Consider the following 26,091-nt stretch of genomic DNA (forward strand, 5'->3'; position numbering starts at 1 on the left):
TCACCAGCATGACTCTGACCTTCCAGAGCCCACCGCTGAGGAAGCACGGTGGGGTGGGTCTTGGCGACCTATTGCCAACGTAGCGGGTTGTTTACTGCTTTCCCTGGTCAACCTGGCTTGCGTTACAAGCCTCTCCCTTCAGGGAGAGGTAGTTGACGGCTGCTTTGAGGGTCTCGTGTTTGCCCTCGCGAATCGTGGACGTGTCGATGTAGACGATCGGCATGGGCATGGCGATCCCCTCCCGCTTTCCGGATAGGACTCATCCGCACGTGGAGACAGCACGGATGTGATAGGAGAAGGGTAGGTGGTTCGGCGAAGGCCGGCATTGGGCGTGATTTCAGGACCCGGGCCCGTCAGGCGGGCCCGCGGCTGAGCGGTGTCGTGCCTGTCGCAAGTCTCAGAAGCGGGAGCCTGGCAACCAGACATCGGCCCTCGCCCAGGCCCGTTCGAACGCCTCACCGGCCTCGGCCGCCTCGGTATCCCTTCCCTGGGCGGCGAGGCTCTGCTCGAGCCCCTTGAGCGACCAGCCATTGTCGGGATGCACTGCCAAGGCGTCACGGTAGACCGCTTCTGCTTCCTCGGCCTGCCCGGCTTCCAGCAGCACCGCGCCCAGCACGTGGCGGGCCGGTATGGGCCAGGGTTCGGGCTCGGAGTAGCCAAGACCATCCTCCAGGGCGATGGCTGCCTGCAGCTGTTCACGCGCCTCATCGAGGCGCCCCGCCTCGGCGGCGATTTCGCCGGCCAGAATGCCCGCCGCAATCCCCAGCAGGTCGTGCTGCGCATGCCGGAAGAAGTGATAGGTGGCATCGTCCGGAGTCGCCTCTCGAGTGGCGCGGATCCGCGCCAGGGTCTCCCGGGCCGCTTCGGCATCACCGGTGCGCAACTGCGCCAGCCCCTTCGCGAAGTGCCACATGGCGGCCTGGAAGGCCGCGTCCGGCTCACCGTCCTGGTTCAGCAGTTCGTCCCAGCGGCCGAAGCGGGCGAGCTGCAGGCTGTGGTGGAAGATATCTTCCGCGCGTTCGCGACCGATATCCCGAGCGGCCGAGAGGGCGACGCCGCTCTGCCCGTCCATCCAGGCTGAATAGACCAGCATCAGGGTATTGTGGGGCGCATAGGTGCTCACGGCCGCGTCGTGGCGGGCCGCCTGGTCCCTCATGCGTGCCTGCTGGTTCGCGCGGACGCTGTCGCCGTAGCGGCCGATGTTCATGTAGATGTGCGAGGGCATGTGCTGAACGTGGCTGACCCCTGGAATGGCGTCGGCCAGTCGGTCGGCACAGGCCTCGGCCCGGATCGGCTCATAGGCTTCCACGGTGTGGATATAGAGGTGGCAGGCGCCGCCATGGCCCAGATCGGCGTCCAGCACGATCTCCAGCTCCTCGATCACCGTTTGCGTCTCCGGGTAGGGTTCACCGTCTGCCTGGTAGAGGTTCCAGGGGCGGAACAGCATCAGCGATTCGGCATAGAGGGTGCGTACATCAAGGTCGTCGGGATGGGCCGTCACAGCCTCTTCCATGGCCTCGGCGTAGCGGCGGGTCGCCGGCTGCGGGGCGTCGTTGCCGGGAGGCGGGTAGCGCACGGCCATGGCTTCGATCAGCGCCTGTTCCCAAGGCGCGGCATTGTCGGCGAGTTCCAGGGCTCGTTGGGCGGCTGCGTAGGCGTCTTGCGGATCGCCGACGCCGCCGGGATTGTTCTGATAGGGGCCCAGTGCCCAGGCTTCCCCCCAGACACAGAGGGCGCAGCCGGGGTCGTGCTGCTGTGCAGCCTGGAAGGAGCGGATCGCTTCCGGCCGAGCGAAACCATAGGCGAGTCGCAGCCCCTGATTGAAGTAGGCCTGGGCCTTTTTGGCGTCCGTGGTGATGGTGCGGCCATAATCCCCCAGGTTGTCGAAGAGCGGCATCTCAGCGCTGTGGGCGGGGGTAATCCATCCCAGGCTGGCGACGGCCAGTGCCCAGGCGGTTGTGCAGATGACGGCTTTCATGGTGACCTCCCAGTAGGGTGGGGTAGCCAGCGGTCTCGTGGTGTCGAGGTCCACTATCTGCCTGACATGCCGCTCTTGCCAGGGCCAAACTGGTCAGAAAAGGTCCATTTTGGTCAGCGAGGCGGAAAACATGGCGACAAGCGTTCCTGTCAGCAGCGTCAGCGTGCTCGTGTTGCCTGACGAGTCCACCGGCACGCCCATTTATTAAGGCCTCTACAAGTCCCTGATCCTTGTCGATGCGGTGGCGGGAGCCGCCTCAGGCACTGCCTCGGCCAGGCGCACCGGCTGGCGGCGCCGGCCCCACTGCCCGGGCGGGCCGGCGAAGACGCCGGCGCAGGCGGTGCCACAGTGCCGACAGTGGCCGTCGTCGGTCAGGTTCCAGGTCGAGAGGACGTACCAGTCGCGCTCGATCAGCAATTCCCCGCAGCCGTGGCAGTAGGTGCTGCTGCCGGCCGGGTCGTGCACGTTGCCGGTGAAGGCGTGGCGCACGCCGTTGGTCAGGGCGATTTCCCGTGCCCGGCTCAGGGTCGCGGGCGGGGTGGGCGGCGTGTCGCGCATCTTCCAGTCGGGGTGGAAGGCGGTGAAGTGCAGCGGCACGTCGGGGCCGAGGTGCTCCACCACCCAGCGGCTCAGCGCCTCGATCTCTGGTGACGAGTCGTTCTCGCCGGGAATCAGCAGGGTGGTGATCTCCAGCCAGACGTCGGTCTCGTGATGCAGGTAGAGCAGGGTGTCGAGCACCGCGCCCAGCTGGCCGCCGCAGATCTTGCGGTAGAAGCCCTCGGTGAAGGCCTTGAGGTCGACGTTGGCGGCGTCCATGTGGGCAAAGAACTCGCGGCGCGGGGCGTCGCAGATGTAGCCCGCGGTGACCGCCACCGAGTGCACGCCGCGCTCGCGGCAGGCATCCGCCACGTCCATGGCGTACTCCATGAAGATCACCGGGTCGTTGTAGGTGTAGGCGACGCTGTGGGCGCCCATCGAGGCGGCTGCCTCGGCCAGGGTCCCGGGGCTGGCGGCGTCGGCCAGGGTGTCCATCTCCCGGGACTTGCTCATGTCCCAATTCTGGCAGAACTTGCATGCCAGGTTGCAGCCGGCGGTGCCGAAGGAGAGCACGGAAGTGCCGGGCAGGAAGTGGTTAAGCGGCTTCTTCTCGATGGGGTCGAGGCAGAAGCCGCTGGAGCGCCCGTAGCTGGTGAGTACCACCCGATCGTCCTGGCGGGCGCGTACGAAGCAGAGTCCGCGCTGCCCCTCGCGCAGTTTGCAGGCACGCGGGCAGACGTCACATTGCACACGGCCGTCGTCCAGCCGGTGCCAGTGGCGGGTAGGGTGAACACTGCTGCCGAGATCGTTGGTCATATCGGGTTCCTCGATCCCTTCAGACCGCCCGATCCTGGTGTCGTTCCGGCTCGTGGCACGATGGCGCCGTCAGGCCGAATAAACGAGCCTGCGAGTGCCTCCGGCAGGCCCCGAGCCTGGATCCTGGTGGAGGCGCTGATGCTTATCCCCCTACGTGGGGTCTGTCCACGTGGCGCATGACGAGGTTCCGATGCAGTACTCCGACGAGCGCCGAGAAGCCATCCTCAAGAAGCTGCTCCCGCCGCATAACCGCACGGTGGCGGAGGTGGCCCAGGAAGAAGGCATCTCCGCTGCGACGCTGTACAACTGGCGCAAGAAGGCTCGACAAGTGGGCCGTCTCCTGCCTGACCAGAGCGATGATCCCGAGGGCTGGAGCTCGCAGGACAAGTTCCATGCCGTGCTCGAGACGGCGGCCCTCAGTGAAGCCGAGCGTGCCGAGTACTGCCGGCAGCGCGGCCTCTACCCCGAGCAGATCCAGCGCTGGCGGCGGGTGCGGGGCTGTCGCGACATGGCGCTGCTGGTCCACGGGGCGATGCAGGTCCGCGACACGCCCGAGGCGCTGGTCGAAGTGGTCAACGCCTTCCAGGCCGCCATCGACGACCCCCAGCGTTTCCATGGCGCGAGCCATATCGCCCTGCGGCAGGTGCTGCCCGAGCTGGACCTCGAGACCGCGATTCCCGGGCTTTTTATAGCTCCAAAATCAGGTTTCGTCCACCCAGGAAAAGGACCCAAACAGCCACCGTGGCCCAATGAATTAATACGGGTACCCATATGGATTTTGAGACCACATAACCGTAACCGCAGGTGACGCTAAGAACTGCGACAATCAATAAAAAGGCTGGATCAAGGAAGAGTGGTATGGCCGAGTGATTGAACAGGAGGGCATTGAGAGGGTGCCAAAGGACAAATAACAATGTGCTCCAAGTGATGGCCACGATGATTTTCCCTCGACCACGCGCCATGGTCTCTCTCGGAATGAGAACCCCTCGAAAGACTGCCTCTTCTAGCAGCGACGGAAAGATGAGCAGTGTGAATGGCAACAGAAGCACCAGTTCTTCCGAAATGAGTTCGAAATGGAGTAATCCTGTGCTGAAGCCAACCGTCAACGAGATCACTGCGTGGAAGGGGACCAGTGCCCAAGCCTTGAGCGGTGCTCGCAGCGGAGATTGTTGGAAGCTTTTTACCAGATTGCTCTGGAGATAATATTTCATTATCGAAATGCCTGATTTCATTCACACAACCTTGGCGAACAATGAGGCGGTCAGGCATCTCTGTCTTGCGACTGAACGTATAGAGTGAGCCCCTCCCGGCGCTGCACCGTCAAAAGCTCGCCATCCTCCGGTACATGATCGGGACAATACGCCTTCCATTGCTCGCCGTTGAGCGTTACCGATCCCATCGCTATGCCGTCCCGACGCTCGAAGCGGCCCCGAGCTCTGACTCGCTTTCCGATCGCGTCGTTCTTGAGCAGGTCCGGTCGCTGTTCCACATGCCGCTCATTGCTCCAGGCGGCGAACCAGTCCGCCGCGTAGCAGAGGAGCAGGAACGCTGGCAAGAGAATCACGCCGCCCACCTGCAACGCAGGGACTTCTGAGAGTACCAGCGCGGCGGCCGCGCCGAGCACAACGACGAATAGGACGATGTTCAGGAGGTACTGCATTGGCACGTGCCACTCCGGCATGGTGACACTGAAGCAGTGACTGGACTGCGCGGACTCTAATTGGCTTATCGTGCCTGGGCGTTCGAGTCAATCAACGAGCGCACAATATCGGCCATAACCCCATAAAAATTTTGCTAATTAAGTATAATATTTTCAATATGATGCGAATGAAGGTGTCGGCAACATGTTGTGGAAGCGACGCTTTGCTTCGAAATCGACGACGGGCTGTCCCACGTTTCGGTTCAGGGGCGAGCCATGCCGGAACGAAGTGTGGAAGCCTGTCCTTCATCGGCCGGGCCACGCCACTGCTACACTTGGGTGAACCTCATAGTCATTGACTCCGGGCCGGGTAAGAACGATGCAGGAGTACCAGAACACGCGCCGGGCGATGGTTTCGTCTTCGCGTGACCGGGAAATATCGCCGGCCATCGCCGGCGCTGTCACTGCGCTGCTGCTGGTGATCCTGTCGCCGGTGGCCGAGCCCAGGCAAGGCACCGACATCGTCTGGCACGATGTCCTGGAAGTGGCCACCGGCGAGGCTCACATGGGCCCCTGGCGCATGAACGAGTCGGATTTCCGCTATGTGGACGACGCTTCGGTCGCGTTGCGTGAGGACGGCATGGCAACGGTCGTCTGGGTCGACCAGGCGCAGCAGAACGTGTTCTTGCAGCGCTACGACCGCGACGGAGAACCGCAACTCAAGGCTCCCACCAACATATCGCGCAGCGCCGATACGTTCTCTTGGCTCCCGCGCCTGGTCATGGCCGCCGACGAACCGGACAGCATTTACGTGCTGTGGCAGGAGATTATCTTCTCTGGTGGCACTCACGGTGGCGAGATCCTATTCGCTCGTTCGCACGACGGCGGCGAGTCGTTCAGCACGCCGATCAATCTCTCCAACACGCAGAATGGCGCAGGCAAGGGACGGCTGACCACTCGGCGCTGGGACAACGGCAGCCTGGATCTGGCGGAAGGGCCCGACGGAGAGCTCTGGGCGGCCTGGACGGAGTATGAAGGCAGGCTGCGGATCAGCCGTTCCCGCGATAGCGGTCACACCTTCTCGATGCCAAAGCACATCGCCGGTAGTGGCGAGCTCCCCGCTCGCGCGCCGAGTATCGCCGTGGACGGCGACGGACGGGTACATCTGGCATGGACCGTCGGCGAGGATCCGGCGGCCGATATTCGCTACACGATTTCCGACAGCCGGGGCGAGTCGTTCGATCCGCCTCGTACCCTGGCCGCGAGCGGTGGCCATGCGGACGCGCCGAAACTCGCGGTGGATGGCGACGGGATCGTGCACCTGGTGTACGCCGAAAGTCCGGAGGGCCCCCGGCAACAGGCGCATATTCGCTACACGCAGGCACGCGCCGGCGAGCGCTTCCGCGCGCCAAAGAACATTGCCAGCAAGCATGGTCAGCGTTTCGCCAGTGTCGGCTTTCCGTCGCTGGCGGTATCGGGCGCTGACCTGTATGTGCTATGGGAGCTGTTCCCCCGTCTGGGCCGCCGGTCCCAAGGGCTCGGCATGACGCATTCCACGGATAGTGGCGAGCACTTCGCAGCGCCGGAGATCGTGCCACACAGCGGGGTGTCGGATCCGGGATTCAATGGCAGCCTGCAGGGGATGTTGATGCGCAAGCTTGCCGTGAACGATGCTGGAGACATTGCCGTGGTCAACAGCACCTTTCAGCCAGGCGAGACGAGTCGGGTACGGTTGATTCGTGGATACCTCGCACGCTGACAGGATTCGCCTGGCTCGAGCGCCGGAGACCATCGCTCCTTCGCCTGGCTGGGTTATCTGACGCCAGAGGGCGCGGAGGCCCACGTCCAGCGCGAGCAGCTTGCCACCCTCGTTGTCCTGGCGAGTCTTTGTGTGATCGACATTTTGGACAACGCTTTAGTCGAGGGCGCTGGCGAAGGACGTCCTCGCGTCCAGGCGGTTCGTCTCGCCCGACGACGGCCCCACCAAGTAGGCAGCGAGGTGGGCACTGAGTTCGCGGGCATCGTCATCGGCGCCGTGCAGGAAGCTCGACTTGCGCCGCCGCAGGAAGGGCAGCCCCATGACATACACCCCCGGGGCGTCCACCACGCCCCCATGGTGTCGCAGCCGTCCCTTGCGATCAAACACCGGCAGGTGCAGCCAGCGGTAGTCGGGCCGGTTGCCGGTGGCCCAGACGACACTCTTGATCTCGCCGCGGGCCAGGTCGAGGCCCAGGCAGGGCTTCTCAGGCACCGGCGTGGGGGCGAAGCGCTCGGGCGGCGGGAGGGTGGCATCCCGGTCATGAGTCCGCGCCCAGTCGTCGAAGGTGTCCAGCAGGCGGCCAAGCTTGAGGTCGGCGGCGGCGCAGTGAGTGTGCAGTGACCCCGAGAACTGCAAGTGGCCGTCGCGCAGGCCGGCCAGGCGGCCGACCAGGCGCACGCCCTGCTCGGCCAGCGTCCCCAGGGACAGGGTGCGCGGCTCGGGGCTGCCCACCAGCTGGGGCGAGGGCAGGCGCCGGGCGCGCTCGAGGTCCTCTACCTCGTCGAGCCGCTGGTCGAGCAGGCCGGCCACTTCCATCCACCACTGGATGTCGCGCCCGCGATAGCGACGCGGCATCCGGACATGGTCGCCCACGGCCAGGGTCACGAGCCGTCCGCTGCGCTGGATTTCGTCGGCCAGCTGGACGCCGCTCGCCGAGGCGCCCACCACTAGCACGCCGCCCGCCGGCAGGGCATCGGGATGCCGATAGTCGTGCAGGGTCAGGCTGGCGATGCCGGGCGGCAGCGCCGTGGCCAGGGCCGGCACCCGCGGCAGGTTGCAGGCCCCGCTGGCCAGGACCACCGCGCGGCAATGCCACTCGTCCCGGTCGGTGATCACCCGGTAGCCGGTGTCCCCGGGGTATACCGAGTGCACGCGGGTGTGGGTGTGGATCGGCGCCGTGGTCCTTCGGGCGTAGCCGTCGAGGAAGGCGATCAGCTCGGGCATGGTCATGAAGCCGTTCGGGTCGGGCCCCGCATAGCCAAGCCCGGGGAGACGGCATTGCCAGTTGGGGGTGAGCAGGCGCAGCGAGTCCCACCGTTCGTGCCGCCAGGAGTTGGCCACCTCGCCGCGCTCCAGGATCACATGGTCGATGCCGCGGGCCGCCAGGTGGTGGGACATGGCCAACCCGGCGTGGCCCGCGCCGATGACCACGGCGGTCACGGCGCGGGCGCGGCGGCTCGGCGTCCGGCTCATGCCAGCCTCACCGAGACCTGGGTGGGGTTGGTGAGCAGGTCGAACACCGCGGAGCGCTTCTGGGACTGGGCCACCAGGGCGGCGATCTCCTCGCGGCTCGCGTCGGCGTCGATGTCGAAGGTCACGCGCACATCGTCGAAGCCGTTGCGCACCTCGCTGTCCATGCCCAGGATGCCCTGGATGTCCATGCTGCCCTCGACGCTGGCCTTCACCGAATGCAGCTGGATGCCGCGGTGCTGGGCCACGGCGGCGATGCCCGCGGTGAGGCACCCCGCCAGTCCGACCAGCACGTACTCCACCGGGGTGGGGCCATGGTCCTCGGAGGCGAAGACCTCCGGATGGTCGGTATCGAAGGTGAAGCGCTGGCGATGGGACTGCGCTTCGCCGAGGCCATGGAAGCCCTCGATGGTGTGGTGGCTGTGGGTGCCCCGGTTCCAGTCACAGCTCGCCCGCCAGGTGAAGCGCGCGGCCTCGGGCGCCTGGGCCAGGGCCTCGCGGGCGCCCAGCAGGGCGGTGACGTTGACGCCGTTATCGATGGTACGGATGGCGGTGGTCATGGGGGTGATCCTCGCTTGTGGTCAAGGCCGGCGACGGGGCGTCGTCCGGCTCGAAGATCAGTCTGCGAGGAGGGCGTGAGACCCAGCGTGGGAAAGGGCGTGGTTTTTCACGTGGCCGGCGTGGAAGCGTCCGATATGCACGCGGGGGGCGTCACCCAATGGAAGGCCCAGACCGCCTCCACCGGCATGCCGGCCTGGCGCTGGGCGATGCGCACCGCTTCGGCATCCGGCGCCTGGTAGAGGCACAGCATGCGTCGCCGGTCCAGGGAGAAGAAAGTACGCAGGAAACGCACGCGATGATTCTGTAGGCAGGTCGCGCCGGCGTCCTCGATGGCCTGGATCGTCGCCAGGTCGATGGGGTCGCTGAAGGCACGTTCCACCAGCACATTGCCCGCCGACCCCGGCTGGCCGAGGGCCTCATGCACGGTGCCGGCCCATAGCTGGCTGACGTCGGCGCCGGCCTGGCGCAGGCCCACCCGTGCCCCCTCGGCGTCAGGCGATTGGAAGTGGCAGACCATGCGTCGACCGTCCCGAGCCAGCAGGCTGCCCTGCCAGGTGACGCGGTGCAGGTCGAGGCAGTCCTGGGCGGCCAGGGTCACCCGGCTGACGACCTCCGGCACCAAGGGGGCGGCGAAGCGCCGCTCGAGGAACACATCGATCACGGCGCTTGCCTCCCGTCGGCTGGGCGCTCGGTGTCCCCGGCCGCGGATGCCGCGATGCGCGAGGCCTCGAGCCCGGTCAGTAGCTCGCCCGCCTGCCGGCGAGCCCAGGCCGCGACGGCCGCCATCTGCCCCTCCTCGGCGGCCTGGACATGCTCGGCCGCGCTCGCGGTCTCCCCCAGGGCATGTCCCGCCCGGGCCAGGATGGCATGGGCCAGCAGCCGTTCGCTGTCGCGCTCGAGGGCCTGAGCATTGGCCAGCGCCTCCTCGGCGGCGAGGCCCGCCTCGGCGGGGCGCTGGCGGGCCAGGTGCAGCAGCGCCGCCCGGTTCAGCACCCAGGCCAGGCGAAGCTTGGCGTCGGCATCGCGCAGGGCCGGGAGGGCATCGGCGAGTGGTCGCGGATCATCCGCCTCGGCCAGTCGGCACAGGGCCTCGGCGGCGTGGGCGAAGGGGGCCTCGCTGCCGCCGCGCAGCCGCTCGCCCAGGGCGACCAGCGTCCGGCAGCGTTCCGCCGCCGTGCCATGCCGTCCCCTTTCCATTGCCATCATCATCAGATATTCGTTGGCCTGGAACTCGCCGAGGCGGTCGCCTCCGGCCTTGCACAGGGTGCGCGCCTCCTGGAAGGCCGATTCCGCGTCCGCCGCCCGCGCGTCGTGCCAAGCCAGCAGGCCCCGCGCCAGGGCCAAGGCGGGGTGCGCCAGGTGATGTCGGCCGGCCCGCTGTTCGGCCTTGGCCAGCAGGGTTCGGGCCTGATCCAGGTCGCGTTCCAGCATGGCCAGGCAGCGGGCCGTCTCGGCCATGGCGATGATCTGTTCAGGGTCGTCGGCACTGCGGGTCACACGCTCCGACTGCAGAGCCTCCTCGCGGGCGTGGGTCCACTGGCCGTGTGCCCAGCGCAGGTGGCTGGCCAGGTGATAGCCGAGCCGGGCATGGGCGAGGTCGCCGTGTTCCAGGGCCTGCTCGGCGAGCGTCACCAGCTCCTCGGCCGCCGCCTCCCAGTCCTTCGGCGGGGCCGCGCCCAGCATCACCGCGCGCAAGTCGAGCAGCAGTCGCAGGCGGTCCAGACCGGAGAGCTGCTCGGCCAGGGCTAGGCCGCGCCGGGCCAGGCGAAGGGCCTCGTCATAGGCGAAAAAGCGCAGGCAGAGTCGCCCGGCGGTAACCAGGGCGTCGGCGGCCAGGGCCGGGTCGCCGCTGTGCTGGGCGTGATGGGTGAGTTCGGCGGCGGCGTCGAGGTCGTGGACGGTTGCCTCCAGCAGCTGGTGGGCGATGCTGCGATGCATGATCTGGCGGCGCGCCGGAGAGATGCTGTCGTAGAGGGCGGCGACCAGCTCCTCGTCGGGGAAGCACAGGCCGTGTTCGCCGCTCGCCAGCAGCCCCAAGCGTTCCGCGGTCTCCAGGGCGAGGCCGATGCGCCGGCTCTCCAGGCCGCTGTGGCGGGCCAGGGCCCCCGTGTCCAGGCACGGGCAGAGCAGCGACGCCCACTGCAGCACCTCGCGGGTGTCCGGGTCGAGTTCTGCCAGGGCCTCGGCTGGCCCGGCCGGCGGGGAGAGCGTCGTCGCCGCGGCCGGCACCGTGACCGGCACCGTGACCGGCTGTCGCCTGGCGGCCGGCAGCGTCCCGGCGACGGGCAGGCCCGCCTCCTTGAGCAGGCGCAGGCCAAGCCGGTACTGCTGCTCGGCCTCTCGGGGGCGGTGCAGGGCCTGGAGCAAGCGCACCAGACGGGCCCGCGCCGCCTCGTCGAAGGGCGTGAGCCGGACCAGGGCCTGGGCGTGGGGCAGGGCGTGCTCGGGGGCATCCCCGAGTCGATCCACCAGCGCCGTCAGCAGCCGCGACTGGGCGCGCATGGCACCTTCCCGCTCGGCCAGGCACCAGCTATGGAAGTCATGCAGGTTGGGCAGGTCGAGGCCTTCCAGGAAGGGGCCGCGATAGCGGGCGGCGATGGCCTCCACGGTCGCCAGGTCGGCATCCGCCAGTTCTCGCTCGACCAGCCGGTGCAGCCGCAGCACATCCACGTCCAGGTCCTCCAGATCCAGGCCCACCGAGAGCCGGTCGGCCTTGAGGCGGGGGCGGTCTGGCGTGTCCACCAGGCGGCGCAGTTTGGAGAGGCTCCAGCGCAGGGCGCCGCGCGGGTCGTCGGGGAACTCCCAGAGCAGCTCGCAGAGATGGTCGCGACCGATCGGCCGAGTATGGAGGGCGAGGTAGGCCAGCAGGGCACGAGTCTTCCGCGAGGGCGGCAGCGCGACGGGGCGGCCGTCTTGCAGGACCTCGAGGTCGCCCAGCAGGTTGAGGGTCAAGGCGTTCATGGCATGTCTCGGGCGGCTGGCCCGTGCCAGTCGTAACGTCTTCAGTATAGCCCGGCAAGCCCAAGCCCCCCGTGTGACCCGCAATAAGGGGGGCACAAAAAAACACGCTGGTTCCCACGCTGGCTTCCTCGCCATGAGGCGATGCTTCGCCCATCAACCCCTGACTCTGAGGTGACCCCCATGGCACGCCACGACAGCATTCTCGACACCATCGGCCATACCCCCACGGTGCGTCTCTCCCGGCTCGCGCCGGCCGGGGTGAACGTCCACGTCAAGCTGGAGGCCTTCAATCCCATGGGCTCGGTCAAGGACCGCATGGCCCTGGCGGTGATCGAGCAGGCCGAGCGCAGTGGGGCGCTGCACCCCGGTCAGACGGTGATCGAGGCCACCAGCGGCAATACCGGCATCGGCCTGGCCATGGTGTGCGCCCGCAAGGGCTATCCGCTGGTGGTCACCATGGCCGAGAATTTCAGCCTGGAGCGCCGTCGGCTGCTGCGCTTCCTCGGCGCCCGGGTGGTGCTGACCCCGGCCGCGGAGAAGGGCAGCGGCATGCTGGCCAAGGCGGTCGAGCTGGCCGAGGCCCACGGCTACTTCCTGTGCCGCCAGTTCGAGAACGAGGCCAACGCCGAGGTGCACAGTCGGACCACGGCCCAGGAGATCCTCGACGACTTCCAGGACGTGCCGCTGCACGCCTGGGTGACCGGCTTCGGCACCGGCGGCACCCTCAAGGGGGTGGCCGGCACCCTCAAGGCGGCCGACCCCGCTATCCGGGTGGTGGTCGCCGAGCCGGACAACGCCCCGTTGCTCGGCAGCGGTGAGGACCAGCCGGCGGGAGCGAGCCACCCGCGCTTTCGGCCGCACCTGATGCAGGGCTGGAGCCCGGACTTCATTTCCCCGCTCACCCAGCAGGCCGTGACGGCCGGGCTGGTGGACGAGGTGGTGCCGGTAGCCGGCGAGGCGGCTCTGCATCTGGCGAGAGAACTGGCGCGCCAGGAAGGCATCTTCGCCGGGATCTCCGGGGGCGCGACCCTGGCCGCCGCCCTGGATGTCGCGCGGCGTTCGCCCCCCGGCAGCCATATCGTCTGCATGCTGCCGGACACCGGCGAGCGCTATCAGTCCACGCCGCTGTTCGACGGCATCGAGGATGAGATGAACGAGGCGGAGCTGACCCTGTCGCGCTCCACACCCGGCTATCGCTTCGACCGGCCCGTTCCGGCGGCGAAGGCCCCCGTCGAGGCGGCCGCGGATCCCGAGGCCGAGCGCTTCGTCGACGCCTGCCTGGCCGAAGCCCCGGTGGTGATGTTCGGCCTGGCCTGGTGCGAGTTCTGCTGGTCGGCGCGCAAGCTGTTCGCCCGCCTGGGCATCGACTATCGCGGCGTCGATCTCGATGGACAGACCTGCCAGGCCGACGACCTGGGGGTGCGACTGCGCCCGGTGCTGGCCCGGCGCACCGGCGCGCCCACCCTGCCGCAGATCTTCATCGGCGGGGAGCCTCTGGGCGGCTGCAGCGACCTGTTCGACGCCTGGGGCGACGGCAGCCTGATCGAGCGGCTCGCCGCCTATGGCGTGTCCTGTGATGCTAACGCCGAGATCGAGCCGGAAACGTTGCTGCCCGGTTGGCTCCATTCGCGCAGCGTCTCGGCTTAGTCCTTCCTTTCCCTCTCAGGAGCAGCGCTATGAGCTATATCGTGACGATCGATCCCGAACGGGCTGAAGGCGAGGTGCTGACGATGTATCGGCGTCAGCAGGCGCATTTTGGCTATTTACCCAACTATGCCCGAGCGTTCAGCCACCGGCCGGACGTGATGACTGCCTGGGCGAGCCTGCTGGCGACCATCCGTCGGCACGTCGAACCGCGCCGCTTCGAACTGGTCACCCTGGCCGCCGCCCGGGCCCTGGGCAATACCTACTGCGCCCTGGCCCACGTCCGGGCCCTCGGCGAGTTGATGGGCCCGGACGCCGCGCGCGAGGCGGTGACAGGGGAGGGTGAGGCACTGAGCGAGGCGGAGCGCGCCATGATGGCCTTCGCCGGCAAGGTGGCCTGCCGGGCCCAGGCGGTGACCGCCGAGGATATCGATGGCCTCCGCGCCCAGGGACTGGCTGACGACGAAATCTTCGATCTCGTCGCCGTGGTGGCGGCCCGGGCCTTCTTCACCCGGATCCTGGATGGCGTGGGCGCCGAGGCAGACGCCGCCTATCGCGAGCTGCCCGCCGATCTGGTCGCGTCGCTGACCGTGGGGCGTCCGATCGCCCGAACAGCGGGCGAGGGGATCTCGGATGAGGTTCCGGCGCGCTCAGGGCGCTGACTGCGGATTGGACGGGACGATGCCCAGACGCTTCATGCGGCGGCATTTCTGGATAGACTGGGGGAGCGCATCGAGACCCTCGCGTCCGATGCCTTCGACCACGAACTGACCCGCTGAGCCCCGTTCTTGAAGAGGAAGCTGACCATGGCCGGCCCGCTCGACTTCTCATGCATGACCCTGCAACGTCCCTCGGTGGAGGAGGGCCTCGTCGCCGAGGAGGCCCTGCTCGACACCATCTGCCAGGGCGAGGCGTCGATCGGCTGGCTGGCCTGGTCGCCCCAGGACCGTGCCCTGGTGATGCCGCGCCGCCACGAGCGCCTGGCAGGCTTCCCCGAGGCCAAGACACGGCTGATCGAGGCGGGCTGGCCAATCCTGTTTCGTGCCACCGGCGGCACCCCGGTGCCCCAGAGCGAGGCGGTGGTCAACCTGGCGCTGGTGGTGCGCTGCCGAGTGGGCGGCTCGGCGGCGCATCTCGAGTGGGGCTATCACCGCCTGGGCGATCCCTGGTGCGACTGGCTCGAGGCTCTCGGCGTGGATTCCGCCGACCTGGGGGCGGTGCCCGGCGCCTACTGCGACGGGCGCTTCAACGTGCGCATCGCGGGGCGCAAGCTGGTCGGCACCGCCCAGCGCTGGCGGCGGGTGCGGGGCTGTCGTGACATGGCGCTGCTGGTGCATGGCGCCATGCAGGTCGGCGACACCCCCGAGGCGCTGGTTAAGGTGGTCAATGCCTTCCAGGCCGCCATCGACGATCCCCAGCGTTTCCAGGGGACGAGCCATATCGCCCTGCGGCAGGTGCTGCCCGAGCTGGACCTCGAGACCGTGATTCCCGAACTGCTGGCGCGACTGGTGAGAAGGGAAAACGTCGCGCCGGTGTGAGACATCCGACAGGCAGTTGTCGTGGGCTATTTACTCCGCCGGCCATGCCGGGAGAGGAGGGGCAGCGGTGGCACCGACCATGAACCGCTTGGCATGGCGGGAAAGGGGCGCTCGTAATGAGTTGGCCAACAGTACGTCGCTGCCCGGGCCGGTGGGATCTCAAAAGTCGAGCTCGCCCCGTGCGCGCCGTTCCTGAGGCAGCAGGGCGGCGTGCAGGGCCGCATTGATCGGTGTCGCCACCCCGGCGGCCTCGCCGAGGCGCACCACCGCGCCGTTCTGGCTGTCGAGCTCGGAGGGCAGGCCCGCCATGATGTCGCGTTGCATCGAGGCGGTACTGGTCTCGGGCAGTGAGTCGACGAATTTCATGGCGCGCCGGACGGCTGTGTCGGGGAGGGCCACACCGCGAGCCCAACCCACCGCCACGATTTCCTCCATCACCTGCTCGAGTAAGCGGCGACTCTCGGGAAGGGTACGCGAGACACCGATCGGCGCCCGTGTTACCGCGCCGACGCCGCTCATGGCACAGATGAACAGGAACTTGCTCCAGATGGCGACATGGATATCATCGGGGATCTCGGCGCTCACGCCCTGGGCCGCGTCGAAGACGGCCTTGAGGCGTTGAGTGCGCTCGCTTGGGCGGTTGTCGCGTTCGCCGAAGCGCACGAAGGGGTCGACGCCGGCGTGGCGAATTACCCCGGGGGCCTCGCGGTAGGCGAGGATGCCGCAAAGCCCACCGAGCACGCGGTCATCGCCCAGTGCCTCGCCCAGATGGTCGGCCGCCTCGACGCCATTCTCCAATGGCAATACCAGGGTATCGGGGCCGACCAGCGGGGCCATGGCGGCCGCTGCCTCGGCCACCTGCCAGGCCTTCACGGCGACGATCACGCAGTCCACCACGCCGACCGTCGCCGGGTCGTCGGTGGCCTGGGCCGGCACCACGGCGAAGTCGCCACAGATGCTGTTGATCCGCAGGCCATCACGCTGGATGGCCGCTAGATGGTCGTCACGGGCGATGAAGGTCACGTCCTCACCGGCCTCGGCGAGGCGGCCGCCGAAGTAGCCGCCGACACCGCCGGTGCCGTAGATGGCAAAACGCATGTGCGCCTCCTTGAATCCTCTTCAGTAATGAGCCGATGGTGCATTGTCTGTCGAACGAGGGAAGGCGTCGAGACTCGACGACGCCTGGGAGCCGGGGATGTCTGCCAAAGGGAGGTCTCGCGGCTGCGTGGGTGCTTGGCTTGCTACGTTAGGAAGAAGAACGCAGCGATTGAGGCCTGGGTGACACGATGCCGACGGTGGAACAGATTCTCGAGGGCCTGCATGCGATCGCCAACCAGTGGCGTACGCTGGCCATCCTCTGGCACCTGTATTTCGCCGCCCTGGCGCTCGCCCTGGTGGCGGGCCGGCTACCGTCGCGAGGCGTCACTACGGGACGGGGCGCTTGGGAGTCGCCCTCGACTGGCTGCTGCTGATTGGTGCCCTGGTGTTGCTGGTGCGTGCCTACACGGTCGCGCGGGGTCGTCACGATAATGCCGCCCCCTGAGTGCGGCTTGGCGCGGGATCGCCCGGGCACACAGCGTCCTGGGGCACTCTGTGCTGTGGCGCGGATCATCGGCATGGGGTCAGTGGCGCGGTCCCCTGCCTGGAAGAGGGAGCCTACGTCCACCTAGCCGTCCCCCTGGCAGTGTCAGCGCCCCGCCTCCCTCTCCGCTCGAGTAGGCGAGAGACGCGTGGATGTGTGCCAAGAATGACCTACCCCAGGCGAGGGGGCTCCAGGGAGCGCTTGATCTGTTCCACGACATCCTTGAGCCTGGGCCCGAGGTTTTCCACCAGGATGCGATGGCTCAATCTCAGTGACGACCCTCCACAGTTGATCGCCATCACTTCGGAGCCTTCCTCCAGGACGAGCGGAGTGGCGACGGCACTGATGTCACGTTCCCAGTCGCCCTCGGAGAGACAGAAGCCGTAGTTGGCATAATCATCGAGGGCTTTCTGGATAGCCTGCTCGATCGCCGGCCAGTTGTCGGGGTCTTGCCGGCGCATGTCGTCCATCACGTGGTGGCGTCGCTCCTCGGGAATCCCACACAGCCAGGCCCGGCCGATGGCGGTGGTGGCCATGGGGATGCGGGAGCCCGTCTCCAGGCGCATCACCAGTGGTCCCCGGGCCTGACAAACCTCGATATAGGTCATCGAGAGACGATCCGCCGTGCCCAGGGCGACAGCGCAATCGGTGGCATCGGCCAGGCGTTGCAGGTGGGGTCTGGCAATGTCGCGAATGCCCATGCTGGCCAGGTAGCGGTACCCCAGCGCCAGCACGCCGGCCCCCAGGCGATACTTCTCGAGGCGCTCGTTGTGCTCGAGATAGCCCAGTTGCTTGAGGGTATAGGTCAGCCGCGAGACGGTCGGGCGAGGGATGCCGGTACGGCTGGAGAGCTCGGCATTGCCGAGGTATTCTGAACCCGCGCCGAAAGCGCGCAGCAGCTCCAGCCCACGGGAGAGGGCGGTGACGAAGTTACGGTCCTTGACCGTGACGTCCTGACCTTCTTCTAGGTGTATCGGTTTGTTCATGCGCCCTCCGTGAGTCGAGTCAGGCCGAAAATGATAGCAATGAAAAATGAAATAGAGTATCGCATATTTCGTGCCTGCAGCTGTCAACTGACGGCGGCAGCCACCCACCCAAGCGTGACGGGTGGGTGGCTGGAGGTGATGCTAATTATTCACAGCGCTCGATGACCGCGGCGATGCCCTGGCCGACCCCGATGCACATGGTGACCAGCGCATAGCGTCCTCCGGTGGCCTCCAACTGCCGCAATGCGGTCAGGGCGAGCCTGGCGCCGGAGGCACCGAGGGGATGTCCGATGGCAATCGCGCCACCGTTGGGATTCAGGCGACTGTCGTCGGCAGACAGCCCCAACTGCTGGACGCATCCCAGGACCTGCACCGCGAAGGCCTCGTTGATCTCGATCAGGTCCATCTGCTCCAGACCGAGTCCCGCCCGTGCGAGTGCCTTCTGACTGGCCGGCACGGGGCCCAGGCCCATCACCCGGGGCGCCACACCGGCCACGGCGCCGGACAGGAGCCGGCCGCGCGGGGCCATACCGGCTTTTTCCCCGACCGAAAGGCTACCGATGATCATCGCCGCGGCGCCGTCGTTGAGTCCGGAGGCATTGCCTGCCGAGACCACGCCATTCTCGAACAGCGCCGGCAGGCGAGCGAGCTTGGCCGCATCGCTACCGGGACGCGGGTGCTCGTCCTGGTCCACCCGCAGCGGAGGCTGCTTGCGGCCCTGGGAAACCTCGACCGCGAGCAGCTCATCGCGATAGAAGCCCTGCGCCAGTGCCTGGGCGTAGCGTGCCTGGGAGCGAGCCGCAAAGTCATCCGCGGCCTCGCGACCGATCTCCAGGTCATGGGCCACGTTATCCGCGGTTTCCGGCATGCTGTGACTGCCGTACTCCTTGGCGATCCAGGGGTTGGGGAAGCGCGAGCCGATCACCGTATCGTAGAGGGGCTGGTTGCGGGCATAGGCCGACTCGGCCTTGCCCAGCACGTAGGGGGCACGGCTCATGCTTTCCACCCCGCCCGCCAGGAACAGCTCACCTTCACCATTGCGGGTCGCCCGTGCGGCATCGAGGATGGCCGCCAGGCCGCTGCCGCATAGCCGGTTGACGGTCTGGCCGGCGACCTCTTGTGGCAGCCCAGCCAGCAGCGCGGCGTGGCGGGCGATGTTGCGTGAATCCTCCCCGGCCTGGTTGGTGCACCCGGCCAACACCTCTTCGTAACTATCGGGGTCGAATGACGAACGCTCGACCAGGTGTTTCAGTGTCAGGCCCAGCAGGTCATCCGGGCGAATCCCTGCCAGGGCGCCACCGTGGCGACCGAAGGGGGTGCGAATTCCGTCGTAGAGATAGGCGTCTTGCATGGTCAACTCCAAAGTGGGGATCGAATCTCGTTAGGCGTCGGGACCGGCGGGCTAGAGGGGGCGCGAGTGAGTCCCGGAGTGGGTCAGGGGCAGGCCGAGGCGAGCGCGGCGACGCAACCAGGGGCTGGGTCGATAGCGTGGGTCGCCGCTGGCCGCCTGCAGGTTTTCCAAGATGGTCAGGATGCGACGGGCCCCATAGTGCTCTCCCAGTTTCAGCGGTCCCATGGGGTAGCCCAGTCCCAGTTCGACGGCGCGATCGATGGTGGCAGGGTCGGCAACGCCCTGCTGGGCGATATCGGCGCCGACATTGACGATGGCGGCCACCACGCGCTGCAACACGAAACCGTGACTGTCGTTGATCACGCTGACCGGCGTGCCGTCCAGGGCGAACAGCGCATGGGCCGCATCGCGCCTCTCGGCCTCGGTTGCCGGGCTGACCATCAGGCAGCGGCGCGTGTCGAGGCCTGCCAGCATGTCGATGGCGACGCAGCGCGCCGGGTCGAGTCGCTGGCGCAGGGCACTGTCGGTGGTGTCTTCCCCATAGGGCGTCAGCAGGCATAGCGCGTCATCACTGGGCGTGTCGCCCGTGTCGAGTCTCCAGCCCGCGGCCTCGATCACCGCGGCCAGCGCGTGGCGGGCATGAGGGTCTTCGCCGCTGATCCAGACCGGTGTTGGCGCCACCTTCGGCGCGGTCGGTTCATCGGGCACCTGGGCCTGGCCATCGACATAGCGATAGAAGCCCTCACCGCTCTTGCGGCCCAGCAGACCGGCGGCGAGGCGCGACCGGGTCAGGGGCGACGGCCGGAAACGCGCCTCTTCATAGTACTGGTGATAGATGGACTCCATCACCGCTTGGGAGACATCGAGACCGGTCAAGTCGAGCAGGCTGAAAGGGCCCATGCGAAACCCGCCCTGGTCGACCAGGAGGCGGTCGATGGTGGTAGGGTCGGCCACCCCCTCGCCGAGCAGGCGCAACGCCTCGGTACCGAAGGCGCGACCGGCGTGATTGACCAGGAAGCCTGGCGTATCGGTGGCGCGGGCGGTGAAGTGGCCCATGGCCTGCCCCAGGGCCTCGACCCGTTCCACAACCTCTGATGTGGTCCGCAGGCCCGGAATGACCTCGACGATCTTCATCAGCGGCACGGGGTTGAAGAAATGGAAGCCGATCACGCGTTGCGGCAGCCGGCAGGCGGAGGCGATGGCCGTCACCGACAGCGACGAGGTGTTGGTGGCGAGAACGGCCTGGTCATCCAGGATCCCTTCCAGGCGCGTGAAGAGTTCCTGCTTGGCCTCGAGCTTCTCGACGATGGCCTCCACCACGATGTCGCAGCCCGCCAGGTCCGCCAGTTCGGTAGCCTCGTGCAGCCGGGCCCGGTAGCGTGCCAGGTCGTCCTCGCTCAGGCGTCCCTTCGCCACCCCGCGTGACCAGACGCCGGCGATGAAGTCCCTGGCCTCATCCACCGCGCCCGTGCGGGCATCATGGAGGCTGACCTCTAGGCCGGCCTGGGCGGCCAACTGGGCGATGCCGCGGCCCATGGCGCCGGTGCCGACAATGCCTAGGGTGTGGAAGGGATGGGATGGCGTAGTGAGCATACGGTGCTTTTCTCCTTTAGTTTCGTATTGCGAAACTTGGTTTTGTTTATTGACTGCCATCCTAGGCTATGCCAGATTGCTTGGCAAGAACATGATGCGAACCATGGTTCCGCTATTCGGAACCTGCCGGCCCGATACTGCCTGGCCTGGCGTTCGTCCCTGCCACCATTCCATGAGGACCCTCCCATGATTCGCGATCAGGAACTGCTGGATCAGCTGCTCGATACCCTTTCACGTTTCGTGAGTGAACGCCTGATTCCCAACGAGGCGCGCCTGGCCGAGGAGGACGCCGTACCTCCCGAGATCCTGGCCGAGATGAAGGAGATGGGCGTGTTCGGCCTGTCGATACCGGAAGAGTATGGTGGCCTGGGCCTGACCATGGAGGAGGAGGCGCTGGTGGCCATGACGATCGGCAAGACCTCGCCGGCCTTCCGCTCCATCTTCGGTACCAACAACGGCATCGGCGCCCAGGGCATCCTGATCGACGGCACCCCCGAGCAGAAGGCGCGCTATGTGCCAAAGCTGGCCACCGGCGAGCTCCTTAGCGCCTTCTGCCTGACCGAGCCCGACGCCGGCTCCGATGCGGCCAGCCTGCGCACCACGGCGGTACGCGATGGCGACCACTATGTGCTTAACGGCACCAAGCGCTTCATCACCAATGGTCCCGAAGCCGACCTGTTCACCGTGATGGCGCGAACGGATCCCGACAAGAAGGGGGCCGGCGGCATTTCGGCCTTCATCGTCGAAGGCGACACGCCCGGGCTCACGCGTGGGCCGGCCGACCGGAAGATGGGGCAGAAGGGCGCCCATACCTGCGACATCATCTTCGACAACTGCCGGGTACCGGCGGAGAACATCATCGGTGGCCGCGAGGGGCAGGGCTTCAAGACCGCCATGAAGGTCCTCGACCGCGGCCGGTTGCATATCTCGGCGGTCTGCGTCGGTGTCGCCGAGCGCCTGGTAGAGGAGTCCCTGAGCTATGCCATGGAGCGCAAGCAGTTCGGCGTGCCCCTGGCCGAGCATCAGCTGATCCAGGCCATGCTCGCCGACAGCAAGACCGAAGCCTATGCCGGCCGCACCATGGTGATGGATGCGGCGCGGCGCAAGGATGCCGGTGAGGATGTCTCGACCCTGGCCTCCTGCGCCAAGCTGTTCTGCGCCGAGATGGTGGGCCGGGTGGCCGACCGGGCGGTGCAGATCCATGGGGGCTCGGGCTATATGGCGGAGTATGCCGTCGAGCGCTTCTACCGCGATGTACGCCTGTTTCGTATCTACGAGGGCACCACCCAGATCCAGCAGCTGGTGATCGCTCGCAACATGGTGCGGGAGGCGTCCTGATGGCACTGTCCGTGACCCACCAGGCGCCGGATGAACGCATCTTCGGCCGCCTGGCCAGCGAGCTGGTAGCAGAACTGCCCGAGCGCCTGAGTACCCGGGTGCTCGACAACGCTCGGCGCATTCCCGACCAGGCGGCGCTGGTTGATGGTGACGTCCGCTGGAGCTATGCCGACCTGGGCCGCGAGATTCACCAGGCCCGGCAGTGGCTGGCGTCGCTGGGGATTCGCCCGGGCGATCGCCTGATGACCGTCGGCGAGAACAGCCGTGCCCTGGTCGTGCTGCTGCTGGCGGCCAGTGAGCTCGATGCCTGGGTGGCCATCGTCAACTCGCGGCTGTCGGCCAGGGAGATCGACTTGATCCGCGATAATTGTCTGCCGCGGCGCATCTTCTATACCAGCGAGGCGTCACGCGACGCCGAGGCCCACGGTCACCGTCACGGCGCCGAGTCGCTGAGGCATCCTACCCTGGGAGCGCTACGCCTGGGGGCGCTGGCCGACAGCGAGCCGGAACCGGTCCATGCCAGTGGCGCCGAGCAGGTGGCGGCGATGATCTACACCTCGGGCACCACCGGCACGCCCAAGGGCGTCATGCTGAGCCACCGCGGTATCCTCTATATCGCCTCGATCTCCGGTGGCATGCGTCACCTAAGCGAAGGCCAGCGCGTCTACGGCGTGTTGCCTATGTCCCATGTCTTCGGCCTCTCCTCGGTGTGCATGGGGTCGCTCTACAACGGTGCCTGCCTCTATACGGTACCGCGCTTCGATGCGGCGATGCTGCTCGACGCCCTGAAGCGGGAGCGGATCACCGTGCTGCAGGGGGTGCCGGCCATGTATGCGCGTATGCTCGAGCACCTCAAGCGGGAGGACGCGAGGCTAGAGGCGCCGGCGCTGATCTATATTTCCGCGGGGGGCTCGCCACTGGACAGCGACATCAAGCGCCGGGTCGAGGCGGTCTTCGGCCTGACCCTGCACAACGGCTATGGGCTGACCGAGGCCAGCCCGACCATCAGTCAGACCCGCATCGACGACCGCCATGCCAGCAATACCGTGGGACGCGTGCTGCCGCTGCTGGAGTATCGTCTCGAGCCGCTGGGGGCGAGCGGCGAAGCAAGCGGAGACGCTGACGAGGTGGGCGAGCTCTGGGTGCGCGGCCCCAATGTGATGAAGGGCTACTTCCGCCAGCCCGAGGCCACGCGGGCCTGCCTCACCGAAGACGGCTGGCTCAATACCGGTGACATCGCGAGGTTCGACGAGGAGGGCCAGCTGTATATCGTGGGGCGCAGCAAGGAGCTGATCATCCGCTCCGGTTTCAACATCTACCCGCCGGACGTCGAGGCGGTGATCAACGAGCATCCCGACGTGACGCTGTCGGCCGTGGTGGGGCGCCAGGTCGCGGGCAATGAAGAGGTGGTGGCCTTCGTGCAGGGTGAGCCGGGGGCGGCCCTGGATGAAGCGGCGCTCAGGGCGTTCATTGCCGAACGCCTGGCCCCCTACAAGCGGCCCACCCGGATCGTGCTGATGGACAGCCTACCCGCGACGGCCAGCGGCAAAATCCTCAAGGGGCGGCTTCGCGATATGGCGCAAGGGGAGGATCCGGCATGAGTGATGCCTTGCCGTTGTCATGGCGGATGGTGGGGTTCCAGGACTTTCTGGGAATTCGCGTCGTCGCCTGGGAGCCGGATCAGGTGACGCTCGAGCTGGGAGTCGAGCCATGTCACCTCAACCGCAGCGAGATCGTGCATGGCGGCGTCCTCTGCACCTTGCTGGATGTGGCGATGAGCTTTTCGGGCTTACACTGCGAGGCTCCGGATCAGCTGCGCAAGGCGATGACACTGTCGCTCACTACCACCTTCGTGGCGTCGGCCAAGGGAGATACGCTGCGCGCTATCGGTCGGTTGGAAGGGGGAGGGCGCAGTACCTTCATGGCCAGCGGTAAAGTCTTCGACAGTGAAGGCAAGCTGGTGGCGATGGGGGAAGGGACCTTCCGTCGGCGTCGAGGCAGCGAGGCCGAGCAGGGAAAGGGCCAGTGAGCCGGGATCGCCTAAGAGCTTCCCTGCTGCTGGTCGTGACCCTGGCGACCCTGGCAGACCTGGTGTTCAACAGCCTCCCGGCGCAGTGGTTGGCCATGGTCGCCCTGGGGGGCTATCTGCTTACCCTGCGTGGGCTGTCGACCATGGCCCGCACCCTGTTGGGGGTGGCGGTCATGCTGAGCCTGATAGCGCTGTGGCAACACACCGCGCCGCTGGAGCTGTTGCGCGAGGCGGCGGGACGCTTCGCCTTCTTCGCGACCTTCCTGGTGGCGCTGGGCCTGCTTCGGCTACCCGCCTACCGGTCGAAGCTGGTGAAGCGCTGTGGGCACGCCATGCTGCTTCAGCCTCCCAGCCGGCGTTATCCGATCCTGTCACTGGGCTCGGCGCTGTTCGGCATCATCCTCAATATCGGCGTGCTCAATCTCTTTGCCGCCATGATAGAGAAGAGCAATACCCTGGCGGCGGCCCAGGGTCGCCTGTGGGTACAACATGCCCGGCAGCGGCGCATGATGCTGGCGCTGCTGCGAGGTTTTGCCCTGGCGCCGCTGGTGTCGCCCATGGGGATCGGCATGGCGGTGGTGCTCTCCAGCCTGGAGGGACTGCGCTGGATCGAGCTGGCGCCCTACGCCCTGGGCGCAGCGCTGGTGCTGTTCCTGGTCGGCTGGGGCGTCGACCGGGTGACCGGCCCGCGGATGCAGCAGAACAGGCAACATGAGGTTCCCTCGCTGCGGCCCTTGGCGCGTTTCTCCCTGCTGCTGCTCTCGCTGGTGGCATTGATCTTCTCTCTCGCCTGGGGGGGCGGTCTGCATTTGCCTACGGCCGTGCTGTTGGGGGCGCCCCTGGGGGCCTTCCTGTGGCTCTGCTGGCAGTTCCGTCGCCAGGGTATGGCGGGGATGCCGACTGCCGCTGTTGCCCTGCATCGCGGGTTGCCCAGGCTGGTGTCGCCGGCATCTAACGAGATTGTGGTGCTGGGGGCGGCAGGCTACCTGGGGCATCTCTGTGTGGGATTGGTGGATGGGACCGCTCTGGCAGACAGCGTCGGCTTCCTGTCATCGCTGGGGGCGGGTACGGCAGTAGTCGCCATGCTGCTGGTGGCACTGCTGGCTCAGGTGGGCATCAATCCCATCGTCAGCGTCACCCTGCTGGTCGGCATTCTGCCTACCCTGGGTATCGAGGGCTTGACGCCGCCCGTTCTTGCGGTCTCCCTGCTGGTGGGATGGACGCTGGCGCTCATGTCATCACCCATGACCGTCTCGATGCTCATTCTGTCCAGGTTCACTGGCGTATCGTCGCTGCGGATCGGTTATCGCTGGAACGGCCTGTTTCTCTGTCTTGCCATGCCGTTATTGGCGGCATGGTTCCTGGTAGCACGCTTTTAAGTATGGCATTTGCCGCTTGACTGTGTCAGAGCCGTGCAGCATCATGGAATAAATGAAACCTGATTTTGCATAGCAAAACCAACATGGCTGGTCACGACAGGACAGGCCATCACGGCAAGTAGAGGAAAACCCGATGTCCCAGATGCCCGCTTTCCATTGGCAGGACCCGCTGCTCCTCGATCAGCAGCTCAGCGACGAAGAGCGCATGGTGCAGCAGAGCGCCGCCCAGTTCGCCGCCGACAAGCTCGCGCCCCGCGTGCTGGAAGCCTTTCGCCATGAGCAGACCGACCCGGCCATCTTCCGCGAGATGGGCGAGACCGGCCTGCTGGGTGCCACCATCCCCGAGGAATACGGCGGCAGCGGCCTCAACTACGTCTGCTACGGCCTGATCGCCCGCGAAGTCGAGCGCGTCGATTCCGGCTACCGCTCGATGATGAGCGTGCAGTCCTCGCTGGTGATGGTGCCGATCAACGAGTTCGGCACCGAGGCGACCAAGCAGAAGTACCTGCCCAAGCTCGCCAGCGGCGAGTGGATCGGCTGCTTCGGCCTCACCGAGCCCAATCACGGCTCCGACCCCGGCTCCATGGTGACCCGGGCGCGCCAGGTCGAGGGCGGCTATCGGTTGACCGGCAGCAAGACCTGGATCACCAACAGCCCCATCGCCGATGTCTTCGTGGTGTGGGCCAAGGACGACGAGGGCGATATTCGCGGCTTCGTGCTGGAGAAGGGCTGGGAGGGCCTCTCCGCCCCCGTCATCCATGGCAAGGTCGGGCTGCGCGCCTCGATCACCGGCGAGATCGTCCTGGACGACGTCTTCGTGCCCGAGGAGAACCTGTTCCCCGAGGTACGCGGCCTCAAGGGCCCCTTCACCTGCCTCAATTCGGCCCGCTACGGCATCAGTTGGGGCGCGCTGGGGGCCGCCGAGGACTG

The 26,091-nt window shown here is 67.0% G+C and carries 23 protein-coding genes and 1 pseudogene; 11 read left to right on the forward strand and 13 right to left on the reverse strand.

Going from position 1 to position 26,091, the window contains the following annotated elements:
- Positions 1-91 precede the first annotated feature (91 nt).
- From FHR94_RS18405 to amrS, 3 genes are all read right to left on the reverse strand, one after another.
- Positions 92-229, reverse strand: a complete 138-nt coding sequence (locus FHR94_RS18405) for a hypothetical protein (protein WP_183328039.1) — start codon at positions 227-229, stop codon at positions 92-94.
- Between the two features lie 168 nt (positions 230-397).
- On the reverse strand, positions 398-1,978 hold the full coding sequence (locus tag FHR94_RS18410; RefSeq protein WP_183328041.1) for a tetratricopeptide repeat protein: 1,581 nt from the start codon (positions 1,976-1,978) through the stop codon (positions 398-400).
- Between the two features lie 213 nt (positions 1,979-2,191).
- A complete protein-coding gene (amrS, locus tag FHR94_RS18415; RefSeq protein WP_183328043.1) occupies positions 2,192-3,331 on the reverse strand; it encodes an AmmeMemoRadiSam system radical SAM enzyme in 1,140 nt (379 codons plus the stop codon).
- Between the two features lie 190 nt (positions 3,332-3,521).
- Between amrS and FHR94_RS18420 the strand changes: the two genes are divergently transcribed.
- Positions 3,522-4,139, forward strand: coding sequence for a transposase (locus FHR94_RS18420; RefSeq protein ID WP_183328045.1), 618 nt, complete (start codon positions 3,522-3,524; stop codon positions 4,137-4,139).
- Here FHR94_RS18420 and FHR94_RS20125 read toward each other — a convergent pair.
- A pseudogene (locus FHR94_RS20125) lies at positions 4,132-4,563 on the reverse strand (CPBP family glutamic-type intramembrane protease); the annotation flags it as partial. The gene FHR94_RS18420 and the pseudogene FHR94_RS20125 sit on opposite strands and share 8 nt — an antisense overlap.
- 29 nt (positions 4,564-4,592) lie before the next feature.
- Positions 4,593-4,991, reverse strand: a complete 399-nt coding sequence (locus FHR94_RS18425) for an NfeD family protein (RefSeq protein ID WP_246390063.1) — start codon at positions 4,989-4,991, stop codon at positions 4,593-4,595.
- A 358-nt stretch (positions 4,992-5,349) separates the two neighbouring features.
- Here FHR94_RS18425 and FHR94_RS18430 point away from each other — a divergent pair, with 358 nt between their 5' ends.
- Positions 5,350-6,729 carry a sialidase family protein gene (locus FHR94_RS18430; protein ID WP_221188542.1) on the forward strand — a complete coding sequence of 460 codons (1,380 nt, stop codon included), beginning with the start codon at positions 5,350-5,352 and terminating at the stop codon, positions 6,727-6,729.
- A 156-nt stretch (positions 6,730-6,885) separates the two neighbouring features.
- Here FHR94_RS18430 and FHR94_RS18435 read toward each other — a convergent pair whose 3' ends face one another.
- The 4 genes from FHR94_RS18435 to FHR94_RS18450 all read right to left on the reverse strand — a co-directional run bounded on the left by FHR94_RS18435 (position 6,886) and on the right by FHR94_RS18450 (position 11,721).
- Positions 6,886-8,202, reverse strand: coding sequence for an NAD(P)-binding domain-containing protein (locus FHR94_RS18435; protein ID WP_183328049.1), 1,317 nt, complete (start codon positions 8,200-8,202; stop codon positions 6,886-6,888).
- Positions 8,199-8,759, reverse strand: coding sequence for an OsmC family protein (locus FHR94_RS18440; protein ID WP_183328051.1), 561 nt, complete (start codon positions 8,757-8,759; stop codon positions 8,199-8,201). The genes FHR94_RS18435 and FHR94_RS18440 overlap by 4 nt, the downstream gene beginning before the upstream one ends.
- Positions 8,760-8,866: 107 nt before the next feature.
- Entirely contained in the window at positions 8,867-9,421 is a 555-nt protein-coding gene (locus FHR94_RS18445; RefSeq protein WP_183328053.1) for a nickel-binding protein, read from the reverse strand.
- Positions 9,418-11,721: an ATP-binding protein gene (locus tag FHR94_RS18450; RefSeq protein ID WP_183328056.1), complete on the reverse strand. Its 2,304-nt coding sequence runs from the start codon at positions 11,719-11,721 to the stop codon at positions 9,418-9,420. The genes FHR94_RS18445 and FHR94_RS18450 overlap by 4 nt, the downstream gene beginning before the upstream one ends.
- A 180-nt stretch (positions 11,722-11,901) precedes the next feature.
- Here FHR94_RS18450 and FHR94_RS18455 point away from each other — a divergent pair, with 180 nt between their 5' ends.
- The 3 genes from FHR94_RS18455 to FHR94_RS18465 all read left to right on the forward strand — a co-directional run bounded on the left by FHR94_RS18455 (position 11,902) and on the right by FHR94_RS18465 (position 14,903).
- Entirely contained in the window at positions 11,902-13,368 is a 1,467-nt protein-coding gene (locus FHR94_RS18455; protein WP_183328058.1) for a pyridoxal-phosphate dependent enzyme, read from the forward strand.
- A gap of 29 nt (positions 13,369-13,397) precedes the next feature.
- Positions 13,398-14,027: a carboxymuconolactone decarboxylase family protein gene (locus FHR94_RS18460; RefSeq protein ID WP_183328060.1), complete on the forward strand. Its 630-nt coding sequence runs from the start codon at positions 13,398-13,400 to the stop codon at positions 14,025-14,027.
- Between the two features lie 144 nt (positions 14,028-14,171).
- Positions 14,172-14,903: a lipoyl protein ligase domain-containing protein gene (locus tag FHR94_RS18465; RefSeq protein WP_246390061.1), complete on the forward strand. Its 732-nt coding sequence runs from the start codon at positions 14,172-14,174 to the stop codon at positions 14,901-14,903.
- 159 nt (positions 14,904-15,062) lie between these two features.
- On the opposite strand, the gene FHR94_RS18470 is transcribed toward FHR94_RS18465, so the two are convergent.
- Positions 15,063-16,001 carry a 2-dehydropantoate 2-reductase gene (locus FHR94_RS18470; protein WP_183328062.1) on the reverse strand — a complete coding sequence of 313 codons (939 nt, stop codon included), beginning with the start codon at positions 15,999-16,001 and terminating at the stop codon, positions 15,063-15,065.
- Positions 16,002-16,189: 188 nt separating this feature from the next.
- On the opposite strand from FHR94_RS18470, the gene FHR94_RS18475 reads away from it, so the two are divergent.
- Positions 16,190-16,375: a hypothetical protein gene (locus tag FHR94_RS18475; RefSeq protein WP_183328064.1), complete on the forward strand. Its 186-nt coding sequence runs from the start codon at positions 16,190-16,192 to the stop codon at positions 16,373-16,375.
- Positions 16,376-16,655: 280 nt separating this feature from the next.
- Here the strand turns inward: FHR94_RS18475 and FHR94_RS18480 are convergent, their stop codons facing one another.
- From FHR94_RS18480 to FHR94_RS18490, 3 genes are all read right to left on the reverse strand, one after another.
- Positions 16,656-17,471 carry an IclR family transcriptional regulator gene (locus FHR94_RS18480; RefSeq protein ID WP_183328066.1) on the reverse strand — a complete coding sequence of 272 codons (816 nt, stop codon included), beginning with the start codon at positions 17,469-17,471 and terminating at the stop codon, positions 16,656-16,658.
- Between the two features lie 145 nt (positions 17,472-17,616).
- The gene (locus FHR94_RS18485) at positions 17,617-18,822 is read right to left on the reverse strand and encodes a 3-oxoadipyl-CoA thiolase (RefSeq protein WP_183328068.1); all 1,206 of its coding nucleotides are present in this window, start codon (positions 18,820-18,822) and stop codon (positions 17,617-17,619) included.
- Between the two features lie 51 nt (positions 18,823-18,873).
- Positions 18,874-20,415 (reverse strand): 3-hydroxyacyl-CoA dehydrogenase, encoded by a 1,542-nt coding sequence (locus FHR94_RS18490; protein WP_183328070.1) that lies wholly within the window; start codon positions 20,413-20,415, stop codon positions 18,874-18,876.
- A 186-nt stretch (positions 20,416-20,601) separates the two neighbouring features.
- Between FHR94_RS18490 and FHR94_RS18495 the strand changes: the two genes are divergently transcribed.
- From FHR94_RS18495 to FHR94_RS18515, 5 genes are all read left to right on the forward strand, one after another.
- Positions 20,602-21,753 (forward strand): acyl-CoA dehydrogenase family protein, encoded by a 1,152-nt coding sequence (locus FHR94_RS18495; RefSeq protein WP_183328072.1) that lies wholly within the window; start codon positions 20,602-20,604, stop codon positions 21,751-21,753.
- Positions 21,753-23,354, forward strand: a complete 1,602-nt coding sequence (locus FHR94_RS18500; RefSeq protein ID WP_183328074.1) for a class I adenylate-forming enzyme family protein — start codon at positions 21,753-21,755, stop codon at positions 23,352-23,354. The genes FHR94_RS18495 and FHR94_RS18500 overlap by 1 nt, the downstream gene beginning before the upstream one ends.
- Positions 23,351-23,782, forward strand: coding sequence for a PaaI family thioesterase (locus FHR94_RS18505; protein ID WP_183328076.1), 432 nt, complete (start codon positions 23,351-23,353; stop codon positions 23,780-23,782). The genes FHR94_RS18500 and FHR94_RS18505 overlap by 4 nt, the downstream gene beginning before the upstream one ends.
- Positions 23,779-25,161, forward strand: coding sequence for a hypothetical protein (locus FHR94_RS18510; protein ID WP_183328078.1), 1,383 nt, complete (start codon positions 23,779-23,781; stop codon positions 25,159-25,161). Before FHR94_RS18505 ends, FHR94_RS18510 begins: the two co-directional genes overlap by 4 nt.
- A 133-nt stretch (positions 25,162-25,294) precedes the next feature.
- The coding region (locus FHR94_RS18515) for an acyl-CoA dehydrogenase family protein (protein WP_183328080.1) at positions 25,295-26,091 on the forward strand (797 nt) is incomplete at its 3' end.

It is taken from the genome of Halomonas cerina, assembly GCF_014192215.1.
In the GTDB taxonomy this organism is placed as follows: Bacteria; Pseudomonadota; Gammaproteobacteria; order Pseudomonadales; family Halomonadaceae; genus Halomonas; species Halomonas cerina.